At 36.8% G+C, this 22,248-nt stretch carries 27 protein-coding genes and 1 tRNA gene; 18 read left to right on the plus strand and 10 right to left on the minus strand.

What is annotated here, in order from left to right; translation table 11 throughout:
• Positions 1-82: 82 nt before the first annotated feature.
• Both NLF99_RS04825 and NLF99_RS04830 read left to right on the plus strand, forming a co-directional pair.
• Positions 83-1,018 (plus strand): ring-cleaving dioxygenase, encoded by a 936-nt coding sequence (locus NLF99_RS04825; protein ID WP_185212008.1) that lies wholly within the window; start codon positions 83-85, stop codon positions 1,016-1,018.
• A gap of 76 nt (positions 1,019-1,094) precedes the next feature.
• Positions 1,095-1,703 carry an alpha/beta hydrolase gene (locus tag NLF99_RS04830; protein WP_185217945.1) on the plus strand — a complete coding sequence of 203 codons (609 nt, stop codon included), beginning with the start codon at positions 1,095-1,097 and terminating at the stop codon, positions 1,701-1,703.
• Between the two features lie 88 nt (positions 1,704-1,791).
• Here the strand turns inward: NLF99_RS04830 and NLF99_RS04835 are convergent, their stop codons facing one another.
• The 3 genes from NLF99_RS04835 to NLF99_RS04845 form a co-directional block, all read right to left on the minus strand.
• Positions 1,792-2,949 (minus strand): hypothetical protein, encoded by a 1,158-nt coding sequence (locus NLF99_RS04835; RefSeq protein ID WP_254526949.1) that lies wholly within the window; start codon positions 2,947-2,949, stop codon positions 1,792-1,794.
• A 126-nt stretch (positions 2,950-3,075) separates the two neighbouring features.
• Positions 3,076-4,029 carry a DUF3829 domain-containing protein gene (locus NLF99_RS04840; RefSeq protein ID WP_254526950.1) on the minus strand — a complete coding sequence of 318 codons (954 nt, stop codon included), beginning with the start codon at positions 4,027-4,029 and terminating at the stop codon, positions 3,076-3,078.
• A 62-nt stretch (positions 4,030-4,091) separates the two neighbouring features.
• Complete coding sequence (locus NLF99_RS04845; protein ID WP_185212012.1) at positions 4,092-4,412, minus strand: DUF4870 domain-containing protein; 321 nt, start codon at positions 4,410-4,412, stop codon at positions 4,092-4,094.
• A 776-nt stretch (positions 4,413-5,188) separates the two neighbouring features.
• On the opposite strand from NLF99_RS04845, the gene NLF99_RS04850 reads away from it, so the two are divergent.
• Together NLF99_RS04850 and NLF99_RS04855 are read left to right on the plus strand one after the other, a co-directional pair.
• Positions 5,189-5,261 (plus strand) — tRNA-Lys (locus NLF99_RS04850).
• A gap of 237 nt (positions 5,262-5,498) precedes the next feature.
• Complete coding sequence (locus NLF99_RS04855; RefSeq protein ID WP_254526951.1) at positions 5,499-5,786, plus strand: hypothetical protein; 288 nt, start codon at positions 5,499-5,501, stop codon at positions 5,784-5,786.
• 100 nt (positions 5,787-5,886) lie between these two features.
• On the opposite strand, the gene NLF99_RS04860 is transcribed toward NLF99_RS04855, so the two are convergent.
• Complete coding sequence (locus NLF99_RS04860) at positions 5,887-6,282, minus strand: nuclear transport factor 2 family protein (RefSeq protein WP_254526952.1); 396 nt, start codon at positions 6,280-6,282, stop codon at positions 5,887-5,889.
• The gene (locus NLF99_RS04865; protein WP_254526953.1) at positions 6,279-6,653 is read right to left on the minus strand and encodes a hypothetical protein; all 375 of its coding nucleotides are present in this window, start codon (positions 6,651-6,653) and stop codon (positions 6,279-6,281) included. Before NLF99_RS04865 ends, NLF99_RS04860 begins: the two co-directional genes overlap by 4 nt.
• Positions 6,654-6,780: 127 nt before the next feature.
• On the opposite strand from NLF99_RS04865, the gene NLF99_RS04870 reads away from it, so the two are divergent.
• From NLF99_RS04870 to NLF99_RS04885, 4 genes are all read left to right on the plus strand, one after another.
• The gene (locus tag NLF99_RS04870; RefSeq protein WP_254526954.1) at positions 6,781-7,788 is read left to right on the plus strand and encodes an AraC family transcriptional regulator; all 1,008 of its coding nucleotides are present in this window, start codon (positions 6,781-6,783) and stop codon (positions 7,786-7,788) included.
• 149 nt (positions 7,789-7,937) lie between these two features.
• Positions 7,938-8,534, plus strand: coding sequence for a TetR/AcrR family transcriptional regulator (locus tag NLF99_RS04875; protein WP_254526955.1), 597 nt, complete (start codon positions 7,938-7,940; stop codon positions 8,532-8,534).
• A gap of 7 nt (positions 8,535-8,541) precedes the next feature.
• Positions 8,542-8,994 (plus strand): hypothetical protein, encoded by a 453-nt coding sequence (locus NLF99_RS04880; RefSeq protein WP_185212034.1) that lies wholly within the window; start codon positions 8,542-8,544, stop codon positions 8,992-8,994.
• Positions 8,995-9,009: 15 nt separating this feature from the next.
• Positions 9,010-9,585 (plus strand): cytochrome b/b6 domain-containing protein, encoded by a 576-nt coding sequence (locus NLF99_RS04885; protein ID WP_254526956.1) that lies wholly within the window; start codon positions 9,010-9,012, stop codon positions 9,583-9,585.
• A gap of 42 nt (positions 9,586-9,627) precedes the next feature.
• Here the strand turns inward: NLF99_RS04885 and NLF99_RS04890 are convergent, their stop codons facing one another.
• Complete coding sequence (locus NLF99_RS04890) at positions 9,628-10,764, minus strand: hypothetical protein (RefSeq protein WP_254526957.1); 1,137 nt, start codon at positions 10,762-10,764, stop codon at positions 9,628-9,630.
• 268 nt (positions 10,765-11,032) lie between these two features.
• Between NLF99_RS04890 and NLF99_RS04895 the strand changes: the two genes are divergently transcribed.
• The 3 genes from NLF99_RS04895 to NLF99_RS04905 all read left to right on the plus strand — a co-directional run bounded on the left by NLF99_RS04895 (position 11,033) and on the right by NLF99_RS04905 (position 12,814).
• Positions 11,033-11,539 (plus strand): hypothetical protein, encoded by a 507-nt coding sequence (locus NLF99_RS04895; protein ID WP_254526958.1) that lies wholly within the window; start codon positions 11,033-11,035, stop codon positions 11,537-11,539.
• A 178-nt stretch (positions 11,540-11,717) separates the two neighbouring features.
• Complete coding sequence (locus NLF99_RS04900; RefSeq protein WP_185216138.1) at positions 11,718-12,587, plus strand: SPFH domain-containing protein; 870 nt, start codon at positions 11,718-11,720, stop codon at positions 12,585-12,587.
• A 38-nt stretch (positions 12,588-12,625) separates the two neighbouring features.
• Complete coding sequence (locus NLF99_RS04905; protein ID WP_185212039.1) at positions 12,626-12,814, plus strand: Arc family DNA binding domain-containing protein; 189 nt, start codon at positions 12,626-12,628, stop codon at positions 12,812-12,814.
• A gap of 16 nt (positions 12,815-12,830) precedes the next feature.
• Here NLF99_RS04905 and NLF99_RS04910 read toward each other — a convergent pair whose 3' ends face one another.
• On the minus strand, positions 12,831-13,130 hold the full coding sequence (locus NLF99_RS04910; RefSeq protein ID WP_185212040.1) for an LPXTG cell wall anchor domain-containing protein: 300 nt from the start codon (positions 13,128-13,130) through the stop codon (positions 12,831-12,833).
• Positions 13,131-13,441: 311 nt separating this feature from the next.
• On the opposite strand from NLF99_RS04910, the gene NLF99_RS04915 reads away from it, so the two are divergent.
• From NLF99_RS04915 to NLF99_RS04945, 7 genes are all read left to right on the plus strand, one after another.
• Positions 13,442-14,428 (plus strand): PLP-dependent cysteine synthase family protein, encoded by a 987-nt coding sequence (locus NLF99_RS04915; RefSeq protein WP_185216139.1) that lies wholly within the window; start codon positions 13,442-13,444, stop codon positions 14,426-14,428.
• Positions 14,415-15,461 carry a DUF6695 family protein gene (locus NLF99_RS04920; protein WP_254526959.1) on the plus strand — a complete coding sequence of 349 codons (1,047 nt, stop codon included), beginning with the start codon at positions 14,415-14,417 and terminating at the stop codon, positions 15,459-15,461. The genes NLF99_RS04915 and NLF99_RS04920 overlap by 14 nt, the downstream gene beginning before the upstream one ends.
• 16 nt (positions 15,462-15,477) lie before the next feature.
• Positions 15,478-15,846: an aspartate 1-decarboxylase gene (gene panD / locus NLF99_RS04925; protein WP_093096189.1), complete on the plus strand. Its 369-nt coding sequence runs from the start codon at positions 15,478-15,480 to the stop codon at positions 15,844-15,846.
• A 323-nt stretch (positions 15,847-16,169) separates the two neighbouring features.
• A complete protein-coding gene (locus tag NLF99_RS04930) occupies positions 16,170-16,844 on the plus strand; it encodes a hypothetical protein (RefSeq protein WP_254526960.1) in 675 nt (224 codons plus the stop codon).
• Between the two features lie 25 nt (positions 16,845-16,869).
• Positions 16,870-18,900: a hypothetical protein gene (locus NLF99_RS04935; protein WP_185216141.1), complete on the plus strand. Its 2,031-nt coding sequence runs from the start codon at positions 16,870-16,872 to the stop codon at positions 18,898-18,900.
• A 3-nt stretch (positions 18,901-18,903) separates the two neighbouring features.
• Positions 18,904-20,223, plus strand: a complete 1,320-nt coding sequence (locus NLF99_RS04940; protein WP_254526961.1) for a hypothetical protein — start codon at positions 18,904-18,906, stop codon at positions 20,221-20,223.
• A 141-nt stretch (positions 20,224-20,364) separates the two neighbouring features.
• The gene (locus tag NLF99_RS04945; protein ID WP_237219458.1) at positions 20,365-20,559 is read left to right on the plus strand and encodes a hypothetical protein; all 195 of its coding nucleotides are present in this window, start codon (positions 20,365-20,367) and stop codon (positions 20,557-20,559) included.
• A 527-nt stretch (positions 20,560-21,086) separates the two neighbouring features.
• On the opposite strand, the gene rplI is transcribed toward NLF99_RS04945, so the two are convergent.
• From rplI to rpsF, 3 genes are read right to left on the minus strand one after another with little or no spacing between them, the layout of a single operon-like run.
• The gene (gene rplI, locus NLF99_RS04950; RefSeq protein WP_185212046.1) at positions 21,087-21,530 is read right to left on the minus strand and encodes a 50S ribosomal protein L9; all 444 of its coding nucleotides are present in this window, start codon (positions 21,528-21,530) and stop codon (positions 21,087-21,089) included.
• 13 nt (positions 21,531-21,543) lie between these two features.
• A complete protein-coding gene (gene rpsR, locus NLF99_RS04955) occupies positions 21,544-21,807 on the minus strand; it encodes a 30S ribosomal protein S18 (RefSeq protein ID WP_093096199.1) in 264 nt (87 codons plus the stop codon).
• Positions 21,807-22,175: a 30S ribosomal protein S6 gene (gene rpsF, locus NLF99_RS04960; protein ID WP_185212047.1), complete on the minus strand. Its 369-nt coding sequence runs from the start codon at positions 22,173-22,175 to the stop codon at positions 21,807-21,809. Before rpsF ends, rpsR begins: the two co-directional genes overlap by 1 nt.
• Between the last annotated feature and the right edge of the window lie 73 nt (positions 22,176-22,248).

Here is a 22,248-nt window from a genome sequence, read left to right on the forward strand (position 1 = left end):
ACAACTATACGGATTTAGTCACCTTTGTATAGCAGATAAACAAAAGCAAATAATTAAGGTATAAATAGAAAGGAATATTAAGATGAACAATAAAGTATTAGGGTTACACCACATAACAGCCATCGCTAATTTGGCACAAAGAAACTACGATTTCTATACCAATACCCTTGGGTTAAGAATGGTAAAGAAAACCGTGAATTTTGATGATCCAGGAACATATCATTTCTATTACGGAGATGAAAAAGGGAATGCTGGAACTATCCTTACCTTTTTCCCTTGGGAAGGTATTGGCAAAGGTAGAACCGGCGGCGGAATGGCAACAGAAATTGCTTATTCGATTCCAGAAGGAAGTTTAGAGTTTTGGAAAGAACGCTTTGGAAAAAACAATGTATTGACAGGAGAAGCCGTTGAGCGCTTTGGAGAGTTGTATCTTCCATTTTTGGATCCTGATGGATTGAATCTATCATTGGTTGTTCCAAAAGATGCGGATAATAGAATTGGCTGGTCTACTGAACAAGTAGGTAAAGAGGTAGCTACTAAAGGTTTTCATAACAGTACTTTAACCTTAAGGGATGTAGAGCCAACAGCAAAGGTTTTAACCGATTTGTTGGATTACGAACAGATTGCTCAAGAAGGAAATCGTTATAGATTCAAAAGCAAAAATATCGATACTGCAAATATCATTGATATTTTGGTTGATGAGAACGCACAACGAGGAATCAACACCGCGGGAACTAATCACCACATCGCATTCCGTGTAAAGGATGATGTGGATCAAATGGAATTACGTGAAAAAATCATGTCAGCTGGTTTACAGATTACTCCTCAGATCGATAGGGATTATTTCCATTCTTTGTATTTCCGTGAACCAGGAGGTGTATTGTTCGAAATCGCTACTGAAAACCCTGGATTTGATGTAGATGAGCCATTGGCAGAGTTAGGTAATTCATTAAAATTGCCAAAACAATACGAGCCTCAGCGTTCAGCTATTGAGAAAGTGTTGCCGGTATTGAAATAAGATTTTTGTTGAGGTGTATGATTGTCATCTGCCTCAACATTAAATTGTTAAGTCATTAAATTTAAATAATAAGATTATGTCAAAAATATATCAAAGTGGAAATGTAAATGATCCTAAGAAAGCCTTGATCATGATTCATGGTAGAGGTGGGTCTGCTCAAGATATCATGGGGCTAGCTGAATATTTAAAAGTCGATAATTATTTATTGTTAGGGCCTGAAGCTGATCAGAATACCTGGTACCCACATTCTTTTATTGCGCCCATTATTTCAAATCAGCCGAATTTGGACATCGCTCTTGAATTAATAGGAGAGGCAGTGCAAATTGCCAATGAGAAGGGAATTGAGAACGAAAACATTTATTTCTTGGGATTCTCCCAAGGGGCTTGTTTGACTTTGGAGTATACAAGTAGAAATGCAAAGAAATATGGAGGTGTTGTTGCTTTTACTGGTGGTCTGATTGGTGAAAAGCTACATGCCGACCATTATGCAGGTGATTTTGAAGGTACAAATGTATTTATCGGTACATCAGACCCTGACTTTCATGTTCCAGTGGAACGTGTGCAGGAAAGCAGTAAGCTGATGCGCAGTTTAGGAGCACAGGTAGAGGAGAAAATATATCCGAATATGGGACATACGATCTCTCAAGATGAAATCAAGATCGTTAATGAAACAATCTTTAAATAAGTCTATTCTCTATTTTTAATAATAAAACCCCTGAGGTCTAGAACCAAAGGGGTTTTTCACTTAATAAACTATACTATACAATTTTCTTTTAGTAGGGATTCGTGATCTTGACGTATTTCAAGATGGAATGCATCTGTTTTTTTAGTTCTGGATTGTTTTTAGGGTAACTGTACTCAAATTCTAATATCTTTTCAGGATTATAGAAAGCATAGGCATTACCCTGGATTTCATTGCCAGATTCCTTCTCTTCATAATATATTTTCTTGTGGAAGTATTCATAATGAGCGAAATCCTTGTATTGTTTTTCAAAATCTTCAAAGTTTAAAGTGCTGGCTGCTATTTTGGTGCTGAATTTTGCCGTACCGCCATTATGGCTTGCAGAATATTGATAGACTTCATCGGTTGAGGATTGTTCTTCTTTAAAATCGGTATCTAAGGTTTTAAGGAAAACTGTCGGTATGAAGTAGTTTACTGCATAAATCCCTTGAAATGGATCCTTCCAAAAGGTGCCACTGCTGTCAAGAGGATTGAGATCCTTAATTTGGGCATTTGTCCACTCCGGGACATTTAATGCAAGGGCTGTGTTGACTTCTTTCAGTTTATTTAATGTGGCTAAAGTGTCTTGTCCGATTAAAGGTACAGCGACTTCAAAGACTAAGTTGTTTTTTTGATAGAAGGCTAACAAATAAGTTTTCGCACTGTTCGAGCCCCAATACAAGCCATTTTTAGTATCCTGACCCTTGCTGTGGACAGAAGTTTCCATTAAGCCACCGTGGTAGGTACTATATATGGCATCCTTTCCTTCAAACATGGGATCGCCAGACTCTATGTTGCTATCATTTAAGAAAAGCTCATCATTATTGTACATCAATGCCGCACTGACAAAAAGGTCTCCCCATTGCGGATCTTGGAACAATACTGTTTCTGTCTGATAAATATGTCCGGCATCAGAATCGGAATAGTTCTTTATTTGTCGTTCTACACTATTGTAGTATTTTCCTAAGAAAGGGAATACCTGTTCAGCATTGCTGAACATCACTTCATTATCATTGCCTTTTAGTTCATTGGAAAAAGGTGCTTTTCTTAGCCAAGATTTGAGGTCTTTGTCTGTTAAGTCCGCCACTTCCTCATTCCATTGGAAGTCTTTTTTAGAGCCGGTCAATGAATCACAGCTCGTAAAAAATGACATGGAAATAAACAGGGCAAGGATTATAGCAGTAGTGTTAGTAAATTTATTTTTTTCCATTAATGCTTGATTTTGCTGAAAGCTGTTGATTCCTAGCTTCCATTTGGGTGTTCTGTTCTCACTGAAACATGCTTTTACCTTGAGGTTACAAGGCAAAAGCAGTATTTTCTCTTTAATTGTAGAAACTTAATCTACAAATGCATTATATGATCTTAGGACGGATTCAGCAGCGTTATCCAATCCTCTCAATGCATCTTCGCTCAAAGGGGTATTTGCATCCAATTCACGTTGCGCTATCCTCATTTTCCCTAAGAAATCATTTACATCATCGTTGAACATTCCGTAGGCTCTAATCTTAGGCTGAAAGTCTTTTGGAATTTCTTTGTCTTTATTTTCCTTGTAAAGCTTTTCGATATCTTGATATTGTTTTTTGAAATCAGCCGTCAATTTGGCTTGATCTTCTGTTTCAAACGCGATATTGGTAGTATTCTGCACTAATTCCAATAGTTTTTTGGATCCTACATATTGATCTTTCAATGGATTGCCTTCCAAGGTCGTTTCCTCAGCTTTCTCAGCAAGAGGTTTTAATTTAGCGAAGACAGCAGTCGAAGCGTCACGGTATTTCTTGATTTCGGTTGTTGCTTTTTCTCTTAATTCAACTAATTTTTGCCCTTTGTCTTCTTTCCAATCTTCAGCGGATTTATATGAATCTACCTCCTTATTGATTTCTTTGATGGCATCAAAGCTTTCATTCATCTGATCGATAAGCGGTTTGAATTCTTTGCTCAGTCCATCTGGATAAACAAGGGACTTTAGATTGTGGACAGTAGGAGGGAACATCATTATTGGTGGGATGCTCATGAAACCTTCTGGATTTTCCACCTTACCCTTTACGTATTTTTCGAAACTGTCAAAGTTATTGGCAAAGGTTTGGATGGCCGAGTTTTGGGAATTATCAACTTTAACAATGGAATTGTTAAAATTAATGATTTCACTAGCTTTGTTTTTGTCATCCTTCCCACCAAACAATCCGCCTATAGTACTTTCGGATTCACCTGATTTTGCTTTGTCAGTATTGTTACAGCTCGCCAACAAGGCCATGGCCAGAAGGCTTCCTATATATATGCTTTTGTAATTCATATTGATCTGTTTATTAAGTGAATAAATGTTTTATGTATAGTTTTTGTGATCGTTCAATCAGACTAGCTAATGAACTTGAATTTATTTTCAAAGAACGTACCGATGATAGGAAGAGGTTTCATTACTCCGTTCGAAGCGTTGATGGCACCAATGATCATCAAGACGATGTTGATCAATCCAATGTATCCAAGGGAATAAATTCCGGTTACCATCATTAGGATGTTCAAAATAATCGAAAGGAAGATACCAAATACGAAGATGCCTAGACCTTGCCTCAAATGGTACCTTAAAAAGTCATCTGCTTTCTCTTTTCCAGAAAAATAAGCGATTAACCAACCAATAAGTGTGATGTAAGCGACTACTGCTAATGTTTTGTTGTTCATGATGTTATTGTTTAATTTTTTACTTTATTGAGTGTACAATGGCGCTAATAATAAAAACTAGAAGGAAGCAGGCCGGTAAGGCATAAGTGAAAAACGGAGTTTTCGACCGTTTCCTTAATTCGATCGCTTCTAGTTTTATTTCGGGTTTAAATTCGCTCATTCTACGTTGTTGCTTGCAATGGACACAAACAGAATGAACTTCCTTCCAAAGCGGGAAGAGAGGAATCCAAAACACATGGAAATAATTTTGGTAAGCAATTAGGGCCAATGTGTCCTTCTGCTGGCAATAACTGCATGTGGAGGAACAAACCTGAGTTCCAATACGACTTTTTCTGACTCCGAATATGAAAAACATAGTTTCTATTTTTGTTATCCAAAGTTTTTCAATTTCAGGGACAGATACAATTAATTAGAATCTACAATGTTTATACGTCCGGTAAAAAAGCATCTACAAAATCTCTACAAGAATTTGTAAATTGCTGTTAATCAGCATCAAACTAGCGTGATTGTATATCTGAGCTAGTGCTTCATGACTGCTGTCTGCTGAAATTAGCTGCAATTTTTGCAAGGGGTAAATGAAAGGACCATTCCCACTCAGTGGTGAAGTAAATGTGGATTTTTAGTCACGATTGAGCATTTTTGAAAAAATAATTCTTTTATTATCAGGCTGTTTAAGGGAATAATGAAAAAAAAGTATTTTTAGATTGTGAATTGTTCTGAAAAAACCTACCTTTGCATCACTTCAAACAACGAAGGGTTCTCGATAAAAGAACAACGATTCCGTAGCTCAGCTGGTAGAGCAATACACTTTTAATGTATGGGTCCTGGGTTCGAATCCCAGCGGGATCACAAAAAAAGCCTCACAGAAATGTGAGGCTTTTTTTGTGCCCGCTTGGGATTCGAATAATTGCATGTTCCTGATTGGGTTGAGGGCATGGCGGACATGCACCGTAGGCACCCTTTACGGTTCGATCCGGAGAAGGTTCAGGGCAAGTGTCTGGGGGTTGTGGGGCTGAACCACTCCCAGCGGGATCAGACCAAGAGAATCTCCAAGGCATTGTACCCGCTTGGGATTCGAATAATTGCATGTTCCTGATTGGGTTGAGGGCATGGCGGACATGCACCGCAGGCACCCTTTACGGTTCGATCCGGAGAAGGTTCAGGACAAGTGTTTGTGGTTGTGGGGCTGAACCAACCCTAGCGGGATCAGTTCAAAAGAATCCCCAAGGCATTGTGCCTGTTGGGATTCGAATAATTGCATGTTCTGGGAAGAGCTGCGGGCATGGCGGACATGCACCGCAGGCACCCTTTGCGGTTCGACCCGGAGAAGGTTCAGGGAATGTGTTTGGTGTTGTGGGGCTGAACCAACCCTAGCGGGATCAGACCAAGCGAATCTCCAAGGCATTATGCCCGCTTGGATTCGAATAATTGCATGTTCCGGGTAGGGCTGTGGGCATCACAAAGAACTTTCTTCTCAATTTACAGCCTCTGATACTGCAAAACTATCTTCTAATAAGGTGTATTCTACTATTTTCATATTTTGAAGTTTAAAATGAATGAAAAATATAGAGGTTACATCCTTGTTTGTTCTCAACATTTTGCTAGTGAATTCACCTTTTATCATAGCTTCATCTTTATCAGCTAAAATCTTTTGTATTTCAGCTGATAAGGGTTCTGTCTCTGCCCAAAGGAGCTGGAAAAAGCTTTCAATCTCAGCTTTATTTTTTCTTACACCTAGCCATTTCAGTCTGTCTGTATCCCCTGGAACTTCCCATTTCACTTCTTCAGCAAATAGATTAACTAGATTATTAAAATCTCTTTCCTGCATATACCTGAGGAAATCCGTAATAAATTCTCCTATTTTATTCATCGTAACATTTTATTTAAGGTCTTCATTTGTAGGTATGCCATCAATCCCACCCAGGCAGCAACTGCTAAAATTATTATAGATCCGATCATACTAATAGTAGAAAACAATAAGGCTGTAACTACTATACTAACAGCGACCCAAGTTACATCGATTCCGATAATAAATTTAGTCCATGACTTGTCTTGAAGGTGTTTAAAGGCAGTCAGGAGGACAAAGAGGGAAAACACAACCAGAAAAACACCGGTTCCAATAATTGGGACAGTGTTATTCACCTTAAAAATTCCTGCTACTACTTTTGAATTAAGAGCAATCAATAATCCTGTCAATCCTGAACTGATAGCATTTATCAGTAAAACATTTTTAAGTACCATAATCTTTGAATTTGTTTCTACAAAGTTATCTGTCAGCTGTTAGTTGCTAATTACCATTTGGCGACAATGGCTTGTCATCTCATGCCAGTTTTTGGTCATATGATTGGTATATTTATACTTTTACACTATGAATTACAGAGAGATATTTTTACAGGCATTGCTGGTATTTTGTAAAGAGAGAGGCTTAGTTATTGAGAAACTGGCATCATTTGCTGGGTTAAAACTTCAAGACCTTCACACAAAGTCATCGCTTAGCATTTCAAACCAGCAGATGGAAGTCATTTGGAAAAACATAGTCCATCTCTCAAAAAATGAACTTTCTGGTTTCCATTTTGGGACTTCTATGCAAATTGCAGCATTGGGTATAGTCGGACAGGTCATACAGATGAGCAGTAATGTTAAAGATGCATTAAAACATGCATGTTCCATGGTTCATTTATTGACTGACTTTTATTCGCTAAATGTAATAGAAAAGGAAAATACCTTTAATATTAACTTCGAAAAAACAGGAGGTTATTCAGATACACCAACCGCTCAGGATCAGATGGGGGACTTTCTGTTGTCATTTGTACTATATGAGTTAAAAGGGTTGGTCTTAGAAAATCCTATCCCAATCTCTGCGAGTTTTCCAACATATAAAAAACAGCATGGGAAAGAATATGAAGCTATATTAGGTTGTCCTGTAAAAAAGAGTGAAAACTATATCTTGGAATTCAAGAAGGATTACCTTCACACTAAAATTCTAACGGCAAATTATGAAATTCAGAGCCTATTGATTGAAAAAATCAGCTTATTGCAAAATTCTCCTGCCATAAAAGGAAACCTTTCTAAAAGGATATTTAATTTCTTGATCGCAAATTCCTACCTGTTTTCTTTATCCATCGAGTCTGTTTCAGGTAATTTCAATGTAAGTGTAAGGACACTTCAAAGGAGACTCAAACAAGAAGGGATCTCTTATATTCAAATTGTCGAAGAGGTAAGAAAATCATTGGCCATTCATTATATGTGCAATAGTACGTCTTCTGTCAAGGAAATCTCAGCGGTTTTAGGATATGCAGAACCGAGTGGTTTTGTCAGAGCATTTAAAAAATGGACAGGAAAAACCCCAACAACTTTCAGGAAAAGCAATAACTGACCATATAATACCCATTCGGGATGCATACTAAAGCATACTTAAAACTCCTCAGAATAACATTCCTTAAAATCGATATCTTTTTCTGTATTAATCTGTTAAACAATACTTAACTTTGTTAGTGAATACTAACTAACATAAGGTTTGTAGATATGAAGATTGAAGGATATACGGATAGACAAATTGAAATCATTGAAGCTGCTACTAGGAGAATTGACCGGTATGGCATACAGAATTTGACCATTAAGAATCTGGCTGCAGATATCAAAGTAACTGAACCTGCCTTGTATAGGCATTTTAAGAGTAAGAATGATATTCTCATGAGCCTGCTTAATTATTTCATTGCCAGAATGGAAAAAAGGATCTCAAGCCTCTCTGTCAATAGTCAGAAGAGTCCTTCTGAGAATTTAATTGACCTGTTCAATTTCCAGTTCAAGACTTTTACTGAAAGACCGGCAGTTGTGAGTGTGATATTTGCTGAGAATATCTTTCATTTTGATGAAGGCCTAAGTATAAAGGTTGCTCAAATTTTGGACTTGATGCAGGGCTACGTAGAACAGAATATCCTGAATGGTCAATCCAACGGTGATTTCAATACGGAGATACATTCATCAACCTTAGCGACTATATTATTGGGTGGTATTCGACTAACAGTTCTTAAATGGAAGCTGTCTGGTAATAAGACAGATCTAATCAAGGATGGTAGGGCTGTGGTCAATGGAGTACTGAAAATGATTAAAACAAAATAAACAGAATATGAAAAAATTAATGCTATTGGGGATTAGCAGCATCTTATTATGGAGCTGCCATCAAAATTCAGAACATTCACACAATCACGACGCAGAAAACCATGCAGAACATCAGCATAATCATGCTGATGGTGCTTTGGAATTGAACAATGGAAAGAAATGGACGATGAATGAAGAAATGAAACCTTTTGTTTTGAAGGGGGTGGACTTGATTCAGATTTATGTACAGGAAAAACAAACCGATAATCTGCGACTTGCAAAAGAATTAAAAGAACAGAATGATCAGCTCATAAAAAGCTGTACCATGGATGGGAAAGGACACGATGAATTGCATAAATGGTTACATCCTCATATGGAATTGGTCAAGGAGTTAGAAGCCGAGAAAAATCCTGAAAAGGTGAATGTCATCATTGCCAAGCTTCATGACTCCTATATGGAATTCAGTAAATTTTTTAACTAGGCCAATCCCATTATCATGAGTATGCAACGAAATTTTACCGTTTTCCATCGCCTGTTACATTGGATTATGGCTTTTGCAATGCCCGTTCTTTTCATAACAGGTTTTCTTAGGATGTACTGGATGGGCAAAAATAACATAATCCCTGTTTTAGAAAAGCAAGTTTCAGGCATTTCAAAAGAGCAGGTTTCTGAGGTTGTGAAGGGTATCCGTGAACCTATGTGGGAATGGCATGAGCTTTTTGCACATATTATGATTTTTTCTTTTCTAGCTAGGATTATCTATATGCTCGTTAAGGGGATCAGGTTTCCCAATCCATTCCTGAAGGTTCAGTCCTTAAAGGAGCGCTTACAAGGACTTACCTATGTCTATTTCTATCTTTTTGTAATGATCTCAGCAGCAACTGGAATCTGTATAGAAAAAGGCTTTTTTAGTCAATGGAAAGAAAGCATAGAAAGTGTCCATAAATGGGGACTTTACTGGTTTCCTATATTTGTGGTACTCCACTTGCTGGGAGTTTTTATCGCCGAAACTACAGACAAAAAAGGGATTACATCTAAAATGATAGGAGGGGATAAAGAGGAGAAATCTTAATATAAATGATTCAGAAAATGAGAGCTTTTGTGGTTTAAAAAACTATAGAAGCTCTTTTTTTTGACTAAACTTTATTTTACTCTGTAGGTCAGGACTGTCCAGTTTGATGAAGCATTGATTGAGTGCATTTTTTAAAAACTCACCACGAATTACCTTCTCCTTGATTTTCAAAACGTTTGTTCTGATTTCTTCATATTCAGTGAGCGTAATATCGTCTAAAATTTGCTCAATGTCCTTTAAGCTTTTTATCGTACGGCCAAGATTATGCTCTTGAACAAATTTTGCCATGGCCGATTCTTCCCAGACGATGACGGGCAGACCTTGAGATAAGTATAATGATATCTTATGGGGGGTGGAATATTTTAAATATTGACCAGCCAGACCGGTACAGGTTTTTGTACTGTCTCCTTCCCAAACCAATCCAAATGAAATGCCACTGACGTCCATGGTTGGATCACTAGGGTCGAATACACCTAAATATTCCATATTCTTATGCAATTCCACTGGTTCTAAATGTATGCCATACAGCTTCGTTTTGAACTTAGGCTTCCATTTATAGATGAAGGCTGCTTTTTCTGGGGTTAAGTTCCCCCCGAAAACAATATTCTTTTCCAATATCGCTGTTCCAACACCTGAAGGTTGATGGTTTGGATCGAGCCTGAAATCAAATAATTCTAAATCTACGACCTTATCAGCTGCGATATGATTGCTTATTAGCCATTTGGACATTTCCGCATTCTGCGAAATCAATACATCTGCAAAATCTAAATATTTAATCTCTAGCTCTGGGTCGATTTGCCCAATTCGCCTGATGGAATCTAAATCGATTATCATCATGATGATCCTCAAACCTTTATTAAGTTTTGCCTTATATAGGCTAGAATAGACGGCTTTAGCCACTTCAAACAAGCTTTCAAAGGGAATCAGGACCATGATCACGTCATTAGAGTCCAATTCTCCTATATATTTTTTGAAGGCAAGGTAATTGGCATAATTTGCATATCGTCTAGAAATTATCCTTTTCAACCTGTATTTGGAATCTTTTAACGTGATCTTATAAAATTCATAGATATTGGAATCAGATAGGTCTGACTTGATGGTTTCAAAAACATCGTATCTTGCTTTAAAACCAGCATGAAAATCTTTATAATATAAATCATTGATAATGTGGAAATTCATATGTCAATCTATCAATAAAATGAATTTTAATAATTGTCGCCTCAAACCTTACACTTTACAATATTGTTAAATTTTTCTCGGTATTTAAAATTATATTAAAAATTCTCTTATTATTAAAAATACTTGGATATCAAGCCTTTGAGATAATTGTGTGTTAATTTTAAATAAATTCTCCCCATTCAAAGCCTAGATGAATTCTTGAACTGCTATATTTTTCAAACAAATTTGCTTTCCAATCATTTAATGGATATAAAATATACATGACACAATGAAAAAACTATTTATACCAATCATCTTGAATGCACTGCTACTTGCTTCCTGTAGCAATAATGCCGGTTCGAAGCAAGATGGGAATGCTATCAATGACAGCATAATCGAAAAGTCTGAAGCAAACAGGGAACTTGTTCCATTTGTATTAGGCGAAAATTATTTTGTAAAAAACACCGTCTCAGAGGATAAAAATGGAGCCCACAAAATTGAAACTCAAGAAGCTTTTGATGAATTCTTTTCGCCAGCAGCAACTATGGGTGATTCTGGAATGCCCAGTAATATCGATTTTGATAAGCAGTTTGTTATTGCGATCATTTCAACGAGCTCGGATTTAAAACCTAGCATTGATTCCATTTCTTTGAATAAAGAAGGAGCAGAGTTATTGCTGAAATATAAAGAGTCTTTCGGCGAAAAACAGAGTTTTACCATGCGTCCTATGGCCATATTAATCGTTGACAAGAAATTTGATGGCGTATTGAAGCCTGAGGTAATGAGTACGTTATAAGACCTAAACATATTCAACCATAGCTGAATACCTATTTAAAAGCTTTCTATAAATAAAAAAGAGGCTCCTTTGAAAATACTTTTCAAGGAGCCTCTTTTTTTTGATATTTTCTTGGAAATATGAAAAGAATATTCTCTATATTTATGATATCAAAATAATATCATAATAAATCATAATTATGGAAAAGATCATTAAACCAACATCAGGCTATTTAGCATTAGGGATATTGTTTTTAAGCCTTCTAGGAATTATTTTCTCATTTATTCAGATAGGCTCACATGGGCAGATTGGATATGTACCAGTCTTGGTGATCCTGTTCATTGTTTTTATAGTAATCGTGAAAGGGTTGATCATTGTCAATCCAAACCATTCCCGTGTTTTGAATCTATTTGGTAAATATGTTGGCACCATCAAGGCAAATGGTCTGTTTTTTATCAATCCATTCTATACGGCGCAGAAAATTAGCCTTAGATCAGAAAACTTACAGGGCCAGACCTTGAAGGTGAACGATAAATTGGGTAATCCAATTGAGATTGCGGCAGTAATCGTTTGGAAAATTGGTGATACCTACAAGGCGGCTTATGAGGTACAGAGCTATATGGACTACGTGAGGGTTCAGAGCGAAGCTGCTGTACGACATCTTGCCGTAAGTTTTGCCTATGATAGTTTTGAGGATGAGAATGCTGACCTAACCTTGAGAGATGGGGGTGAAGATGTCAATAAAATCTTGGAATCCGAGCTGTCAGCACGTCTATCCAAAGCTGGGGTAGTGGTAGAAGAGGCTAGGATTACGCATCTGGCCTATGCACCAGAAATTGCAGGGGCAATGTTGCAGCGTCAACAGGCTTCAGCAATTGTAGCTGCCAGAGCAAAAATCGTTGAAGGTGCTGTCGGTATGGTTGAAATGGCACTCCAAAAGCTATCGGACAAGAATATTGTGGAATTGGACGATGAGCGAAAAGCTGCGATGGTCAGTAATTTGATGGTGGTTCTCTGTGGAGAGAAGGCCGCACAACCTATTGTAAATGCAGGAACCCTTTATAATTAATTTAAGAAGGAGTAATTCCGGATAGTTAAGAAAGATTTATGAAAAAGAGTTTTGTGATCAGGGTAGATGAAGAAACCTTTAAGCTATTGGAAGCCTGGGCTCAGGATGAATTTAGGAGCGTTAATGGACAGATAGAATTTCTGATCCATCAAGGTTTGCAGAAATCTGGCCGAATGAAAAAAACAAAAGCAAAAAACACAAATGGATCAGTTGATGAAAGCAACTGATCCATTTCACATATTTTTAGTCCCTCCGGATATATTCTCTGTCATCATCCGACATTTCATCATCATTCCCTAAAAACAATTGATCTTCGGTAGGATTCACCGTATTGGTAATCCCATATTCCTTTGGGTGCTTGTTCTTTCTTCTAAATAGAATAGCACCGACAATGACCCCTAGAAGAAAAAATATCCCTAGAATAATCAATTTCGAAGTGCGGATGTCCCCAAATAGCCAAAATGAAGCTTCCTCTTTATTGTTGAAAAGGACAATGGCTAATAAGGCCAATAATACGGCGATTACAATGGTCTTTGGTTTCATATCGATAATATTAAAGGACAAAACTATAAAAATAAGCTAGGATTTCAATTTTTAGTAACAATATGCTTGCTCTAAATCTTCAAGTGATAGACTTTATTAAAATTTATCGTAATTTTATTTAGTTTCCTAATATTAAAAGTTTGAGATAGTTTTTACTGGCAGTTAGGTTCTAAGCTGCAATTTTTTAGCCATTTTGGTTTTTATAAATTCTGTTAATGAACTTTTTGGCACGTTTTAGGTTAATACAGTAGAATAATCTTGAGTATATTGACGTTAAATTATTATAAACTAAATACTAAACAAAGGGAATATTGATAAAGGATTTTATTGGGAATACACCGTTAAGAAGGGAGGATTTTTTATCCAAGAAATATGGAACAAACATCTTAATCAAGGAGGAGTTCTATAATCCTGGAAAATCATCTAAAGATAGGGCCGCATGGTTTATGGTTGAAGATGCCATTAAGCGCAATAAAATTGTTGAGGGAGGCACATTTGTCGAAGCAAGTAGTGGTAATACCGGTATTAGCATCGCTCTGATCGCAAAAGAGCTTGGCTATAGGTCGAAGATATTTGTTTCTGCCAGTTGTTCTGATGAAAAGATTAAATTATTGGAGAGCTATGGTGCAGAAATTGAACGATGCGATAATTCCAATGGTTTGCATGTTTTCAATTCCACTCAATATCTTGCACAGGCTTTTTGTTCCAACAATCCCAATACCTATTTTACGAACCAATACTATAACTCAAACAACATCAAAGCACATTATATTACAACAGGACCGGAGATTTGGCTGCAGACAAATACTGCAGTCACCCATGTTTTGGTAGGTGTTGGTACAGGTGGTTCCATTTCAGGAATTGGAAGGTATTTAAAGGAGCGTAATCCCGCGATCAAGATCTGGGGGGTTGAACCAAAGAATTCCGTCTATCATCTGTTTATGGACAATAAACCAATCCCTGAGGAAGAAGTCCGTTTTGATGCCATAGAAGGTATTGGCCGGACATTTATTCCAGGAGCATTTGACAAACAAGTAGTCGATCATATCTTTCAAATCGGAAAAGATAAATCAGAAGCCATCGCCCATCAATATCTGGAGGAATGTGGTGATTTATTGGGGTTTTCAAGTGCAGCGGTCTTGGCCACTTTGGATGAGAACATTGAAAGAATGAATTTAAAAGAAACGGATCAAGTGGTCTTGTTTTTTCCAGACCATGGTACTCGCTATATTAACAAGTTATATCAGGATTTTTATCCTCAACCTAAGGTAAAGGAAAACTATAATGCATCAATATAATGATATCGCAATTCCAATAGCTTGGCCCGACCAAACGGCGAGGGGTGATGAGTTATGGATGGCCATATTAAAGAAATTAGGGATAGTAAAGAACCTTAATTTCAAGGTAGGGCATGCAGCAATAGTTTTAATTGAAAGAAAGTCTGGAGATCTCAGGTATTTTGACTTTGGACGTTATATCGTTCCTCGAGGATTTGGAAGAGCGCGATCCAGTGAGTTTGATCCAAGGTTGGAGTTGCACAGTAAAGCTACCTTTTCGGAAGACAATCAATTGATGAATTTTGAAGAGATCCTCATCGAATTGTCCAAAAAAGAATCTGCTACCCATGGGGCAGGCCGGTTGTTATGTTCAATCGCCGAAAATGTTTCCTTTCGGAAAGGAGTAGAATATGCCGAATCCCTGGTAGATAAGGGACCTATTTTGTACGGAGCCATCGCTCCGAATAATAACAGTTGTTCACGGTATGTAGCCCAGATCTTGGTCAATGCGATGGAAAAGAATGATCCGCGCTGTAATAAAATCTTTTTTCCGGAATGCCTGAAGGCAAGTCCTACCAGCAATGTTGTCAATGCTGTTGATGATAATGAGATCTATTGTTTCCACAATGGCGTTTTGGAAAAGAAAAGGATGGGACGTTGGGAGTCATTAAAATTCCAGGTCGATCTCTTGAAACCTAATTTCTTGAAATCAAGGTCGCATGAAGTTCCTGATGATCTTTTATTGGGTTTTATCGAAGAACCTAAAAGGCCAAAGGACCTTCCGAACAAGGCAGAGTGGCTTGGTGGATTGGGTGAAGGTTGTTGGTATTCCATTTCAGCAAATCTAGATGAAGCTGAAATAAGTAAGTTCAACCATAAAGGAGAGGTTGAATACTCCGTAATCGGAACTACAGATGCTGCATACAGTGATTTACATGATTTTAAGTTTAGTTATCATGTTCACCATAAAAAGCATCTCGTTAAACAGAATGATAAGGAAATGGTGTTTAAGACACTAGATATTAATAATTTAAATTTAAAACAATCTATCTAAAAAAGTATAATAAGAAATGGAATTAAAAATTTTAAAAGCAAAAATTCATACCGTAAAAGTAACAGAGGCAAATGTGAGCTATAATGGTTCTATCACCATTGATGCAGATTTATTGGATGCTGCTGGTATTGTAAAATATGAGCAGGTATATATCAATAATGCTGTAAATGGTAGTCGTATCATGACTTATGTCCTTCCTGGCAAGAGAGGAAGTGGCGAAGTATGTATGAATGGTGGTGCAGCATTACATGCTAAAGTAGGCGACACTGTACACATTCTTTCTTTTGTGAACTTAAGTCCTGAAGAGGCAGAAACCTATCAACCGACTTTGGTCTTTACGGAAGGTAATAATGAAATTAAATCTGTAGAGAAATATAACTACTAAGATTTAACCATACAATTTATTAGGCTGTCTACATTTTGTAGATGGCCTTTTTTATTGGTTATTGCTGATATTCGTGATATTTGTATGGCGAGAGGCTGGCGCTTTTCATACATTGTCAATTTTTGTCATTCTATGATTTAGCTAATATAATGCTCGCCTTAAATATTGTTTTTTTATATAATTATTGCATCCTGATGCTTGCAGGATGAAACTTTAAGCATTAAGTTTAAAAAATCACTGAAATCAGTGAAGGATATGTGTTTTTAAGTTGATAATTTCGAAGACTTAAAATTTGGATTGCTAATACTATTAATATGTTGAAAATGATCAGGAAAATCGGGTTACTTGTTATTAGTTCTATTTTTTGTTTATTGCTGAGTTCTTGTTTTGATGTTGTGGAAGAGATCAACATGAAAAGTAATGGCAGTGGATCTATCGTAGGGACACTGAACATGAGCAAGAGCCGTACAAAGGTATCATCCCTAATGAAGTTGGATAAGATAGATGGGTTCAAGATCCCAAATCAGGCTGAGATCAGAAAAGAAGTGGCTACCATCGTTCAGTTATTAAAGAATACCAAAGGGATCAGTAACGTAGATTATAAGCTTGATTTTAATAATTATATAGCGAGTGTGTCCTGTGATTTCCAAAATGTGCAGGCCTTAAATTCCTATACAGAAACACTCTCTAAACATTTCAAGACCAAATTAAACACTTACTCGAGCTATAGTTTTAATCCAAGTAATAAAACCTTTGTGCGTAACTATAAGTATAGTACCGAGGCAAAAAAAGAGTTTGACAAACTAAAGCCTGAAAATCAAAAATCATTCGATCAGGCATTTTACACCAGTATTTATCGTTTTCAAAATCCTGTCATCAAACAGGACAATACGAGCGGTAAGGTTTCAGGCAACAAGCAAGCTGTGATGGTCAAGGTTTCCGTTCCTAGCTTAATTAATGGTAAAGCCAACCTATCTAACAATATTGTCCTTAAATAATTTAAGAATATCTAATAAAACATATATGAATAACTTGAAACTTGCCATCGCCTTATTGGCAGTAAGTCTGGGAGGGAATGTATATTCGCAAGATCTCTTGTCAAAGGTTCCTGCTGAATCTAAAGTGGTGGTCGCATTGAATGGAAAAGGATTTTTCAAACATGCGAGTGCCCAACAATTGAACGAAATCTTGAAAAGAGCTGGTCTGTTTAAAAAAATTGCAGAAGACAACAGTAAATTTCAATCTGAAAATATCGAAGAGTTAGGAATCGATATCAATGCAAAATCTTATTTGTATACCAATGTCAATGATAGCATGCAGTTCTTCGGAGCTATGATGCCATTAAAAAATAAGGCTCAATTTGAATCGATCTTTCCTGAAGAGTATACTATCGATGTACAGGGTGACCTAAATACCATCTATAGTGAAGATAGGACACTCCGTATCAGTTGGAATCAAAATACCATTTTTCTTTTAGCTGGTGTGCCCATGGACAACTATTTCAGCCGTGAGGACATCAAACAGAAATTTGGCCTTTTGGAATTGCCCGAGTATGATTACGCGGCGGAAGACTATGACTATGATTATGATGGAGTGGATTCAGTAGCAGTGGCAGCTGATAGCACCTTGGATTGGGAAGCTTGGGCAGAAGCTGCGGACACTGTGTATCAAATTGAGGAAGAAGCTCCAGTAGAAAGAGATACATCAGATCTGTATAGTTTGCCATTGCCTCCCGAAAAAGTGGCTCAACCTGGGGAAGAAGGTTATATCGCTCCACCGATGGTACCGGATGAGTTTACTTACGTGGATTCCGTTTTAGAAAAGGATGAATATCAAGACGATTATTATCTAAAATACAGCGAGACATCGAATCATAATGACTCCATTAAGAATATTTTTGCCAACCAAGAAGTCAATAACCTAATGGATCGAATTATTGCCGGAAATATTAAAAGCTATAAATCGAAAAAGATGACTTCTATGAAAGATAATGAACTGCTTAGAATTGAAATAGGTTCATTAGACAGCTTAATGCATTTTTATTACCCTAGAAACCTTCTTTATGGTTATATGAGCGGACAGCCAGCTTTTGACTATGGATACGAAAGCATCAACAGTACTGTTGTTGTTGACGGAAATAGGATGAAGATCCTTGGTGATGTCAGCTTTGATAAGGAGATGACAAGGTACTATAAGGAAATGTACAATAAAAAAATCAATCCTAAGTTTGTAAACTACTTAAATGACGATGCTTTAGGATTCCTTTCGATCAACCTTAATACCGAAGCTTACTTGAAGCACATGCCTAGGATCGTACAGCGCGTTTATGGTGGTATGGATGGTAAAGTTGAGAAGATCATTGATCTGTTTACCACAAGTATGGAGATTATTGTTGATGAAAAAGCAGTTGCCAAAGTATTTAAAGGAGATAACCTGTTTATCTTGAATGGAATTACCCAAAAAGAAGTGAAATATATTGACTATGAATATGATGATGATTACAATTATCAAGAGATAGAAAAAACCAAAATGGAGAAAATCCCGAACTACCTGTGGATGTTCTCTTCCGATGATACTCGCATATTTGAAAAAATCTTTGCTATTTTAGAGATTGAGAACAATATGGTAAACCATGATGGAATCTATGAGATTGTTGGCGGAAAGGTTGATGAATTTGCTCCATACATCCTGATCCAGCAAGGGATTGTTTTCTTGGGCAATGATTTAGAGCAGATGAAACAGATCAAGGATAAAACCTTTAAAGGAAACCCAGGAAGATTTGCTGCAATCGCCAAGAAAAATAAATTCTCCATGTTGTTCAACACTAAAAAGGTTCCAAGTATGGTCGATGATCTAGATCTTCCGGTACATCGTTCGATGGAGAGTGAATTGAAAGGTCTGTCCGAATATGGTGATATCTATATGATCAGCAATGGATTGAAAGGCAAGAATTTTACATGGGAAGCCGGTGTGGATTTTCCTAAGACCGGAAAAAATGCTTTAGATTTCTTGCTCAATTCTATGGACCGTGTCAGTAAATCGTTAAATGATTAACCTATGGGTTGGATAAAAAAAACAATAGTATTTATATTAGGACTTATAGCCGTATTGGCTATAAGTTTTTTTGTTTTTAAGTATTATAGATCTTCAAAAGCAGAAAACATTAAAATCCCTGAAAATTCAGTTTCAGTAATTCGATTGGATGTGGATGGTCTTCTCTTGAAGATGCTCAAGAATTCCCTTTCCAATTATTCGGAATATTACGGCTCCAAACAGGATACCAGTACAATAGGGGGTAAAGCCAAGTTGTGGAATATAGGAGTACACATACCTGGTAAATTATATATGTTTAGTTTAAGTGATACTTCACATCATTACTATGCAGTTTTGGAAGTAACGGATAGGGCAGATATCCAAAATTTTCTAAAAGGTCAATTAGGATTAAGCCAAGATTCCGTTTTCCAAGGTTTGGAAAAAGGGCAGGAGCTATATTCCAAAAAGCATGTACAGGCTCTCTTTGATGATCAAAGATTGATATTATCATTAGGAAAAGACCAGCAAGCTGAAACCATGTTAACATTGTTGAAATCCGACCAAGGTGAGTGGGTTTATGCCAATGAGTTTGGCAAAACGCTGAAGGAGATCCAAGATACTGATATGAGCTTTGTGGACAAGAAAGACAATTGGGCTACTGTTAATTTTCAAAATGGAAGATTTGATATTGATGCCTTTGTAAAATCCTCTTTATTGGGTTTTCCATCAAAGCCTGTCCAAGCCGTGATACCTGAAGACAACGTGCTTTATATGGCCTTAAACTCTGATCTTTCCCTTATTTTGAAGGATAAAAAAGCCGAACTGGAAAAATTAAAACTACCGGTCGATAGTATCTATAAGTATGTTGGGAATTTTGCAACAATTGAATTGAAGGATAAAGAAGTGCTGGAGTCTGATACCATCATTACCTATGATTATGATGATAATTTTGAGATGACCGAGAAAAAGGAAATCAATCAGGTTGAAGTTCCTTCATTAACCTTTCAAGTTATGGCCTCCCCACATTTATTAGGATATCTTCCAGAAAAGATGTTCTATAAGTTTGGCAAGGACTTTCATAATGGTTTGATAAGATTGAGTACAGATCCTGCAGCATTTGGCCAAAATATTGATCTGCAGCCATCACCTAATGTATTTATATTGAGCTACCAGAAAAAACCTGTTTCGGCGAAATACTTAGGCTGGTTACCGAATTATGATAAAATCTTAAAAGGGGATCTGAACGGTATCGCTGAGGGATCAAATAGCCTACGTTTAAAGGGTGGATTTGCATTTGAAAACTCTGCGATAAATTCTTTTTATCAAATTATTGGGTCTAAGTAAAGTGTTGATACTCAATGTTCAAACAATTAATTATTAATGCTTTATTAAAAATTTAAACTTTTGGCTTAGATTTTGGTCATATATAGCGAACAACATGAATATAGTATGAAAAGATTTTTGGGATTATTATTAGTAGCATTTATGGCATTTAGTGTATCAGCATGTTATACACACCATCATCATCCGCATGGAATGCCTCCAGGACAGGCTAAGAAGAAATACGGTGGTAAATCCGCAAAACGTTATGCACCTGGTCAACAAAAGAAAAAATACAAAGGTAATAAAGGCAGACATAATCATCCTGGACATAGGGTAGATGTATTGTGGCAATATTAACCAATAGGAATTAGTATCGGAAATTTAGCATTTCCGTTAAAAATAGGATTCTTCAAGCCCTTCTTAAATATATGAGGGGCTTTTTCTTTGCCATTGAATTAATTGCATTGGTGAATATTCTATCCGATTATTGGGAATTCAAACTGTTCTTGCATCCCATTCCAACGATATATTCCGCTAAAAAGGTACTTTTGAATAGGAAATAAATGGATTGAAATATGGGTTTTACTCGAGACTTATTCGAGGCATATTCGAGAATAGATTTGCTTGTATTGCGAAAATTCGGAATGTGTCTCGAATGAGGTCAATATTAAATCCATTTAGACTGCTCTTTCAAAAAAAATATGATGAAAGATCCTCAATAGCAAATGTCCCTTTAATAATTAGGATAGATTAGGTAATTGATCAGTTGGCTCCGGTTAATTGAAAGCCATGCGGTCTAAATACTAAATACTTGCTACTAAATACTGACAATAAAAAAATCCCCGTTATCATTTGATAACGGGGATTTTTTTATTGTTAAATGCTTACTCAGCGATAACTTCGAAAGGGATTTGTACTTTTACTTCCTTGTGTAAGTTCAAGTTAGCGATGTACTCACCTAATTGCTTAGGTTCAGTTTCGAAAGTGATACGACGGCGGTCAACTTCATAACCTTGCGCTTTAAGAGCGTCAGCGATTTGAATACTGTTAACTTTTCCGAAGATCTTGCCAGACTCACCAGCTTTAGCACCAATAGTTAATTTTACTGATTCTAATTTACCAGCTAATTCAGTAGCATCTTTTTTGATTTTCTCTTGTTTGAACTGAGCTTGTTTGATATTCTCAGCTAACACTTTCTTTGCAGAAGGCGTCGCCATTACTGCAAATCCTTGAGGAATTAAGTAGTTACGGCCGAAACCTGGTTTTACTACTACGATATCGTCTTTCTCTCCAAGGTGTTTAACATCTTGTTTTAATATAACTTCCATTATCGTATCCTCCTTATTTTAATGAATCAGTTACGTAAGGCATAAGTCCGATAATACGCGCACGTTTAACGGCTTGAGCAACTTTACGTTGAAATTTCAGTGATGTTCCAGTTAATCGACGAGGTAAGATTTTACCTTGATCATTTACGAACTTCAAAAGGAAGTTAGCGTCTTTGTAGTCGATGTATTTAATACCGTTCTTTTTGAAGCGACAGTATTTTTTACGGTTGTCCTCTACTTTAGGAGCAGTCACGTATTGGATGTTTTCGTTTGCCATTAGTTTGCTACCTCCTCAGTTTTAGTTTCTGCCTTTTTGTTGAATGCACCGCTACGTTTTTTCTCGTTGTAAGCCACTGCGTGCTTATCTAGAGAGATTGTTAAGAAACGCATCACGCGCTCATCACGTTTGTATTCAACCTCTAATTTTTTGATTAATTCACCTGGAGCCTTGAATTCAGTTAAGTGATAGAATCCAGTTGTTTTTTTCTGGATCGGATACGCTAATTTTCTCAAACCCCAATTATCTTCAGCGATAATTTCGGCTCCGCCTTCTGTCAAGATGTCTTTGAATTTTGCGATTGCTTCTTTCGCAGCATCTTCTGAAAGCAACGGGGTAAGAATGATTACAGATTCGTACTGTTGCATTTTGTAAATAATTATGTTTATTAATTTCTATCCGTAATTATGTTAACGGAAGTGCAAAGATAGAAAAATCAAT

The sequence above is a fragment of the Sphingobacterium sp. LZ11T8 genome, from assembly GCF_024261425.1.
Lineage (GTDB): Bacteria > Bacteroidota > Bacteroidia > Sphingobacteriales > Sphingobacteriaceae > Sphingobacterium.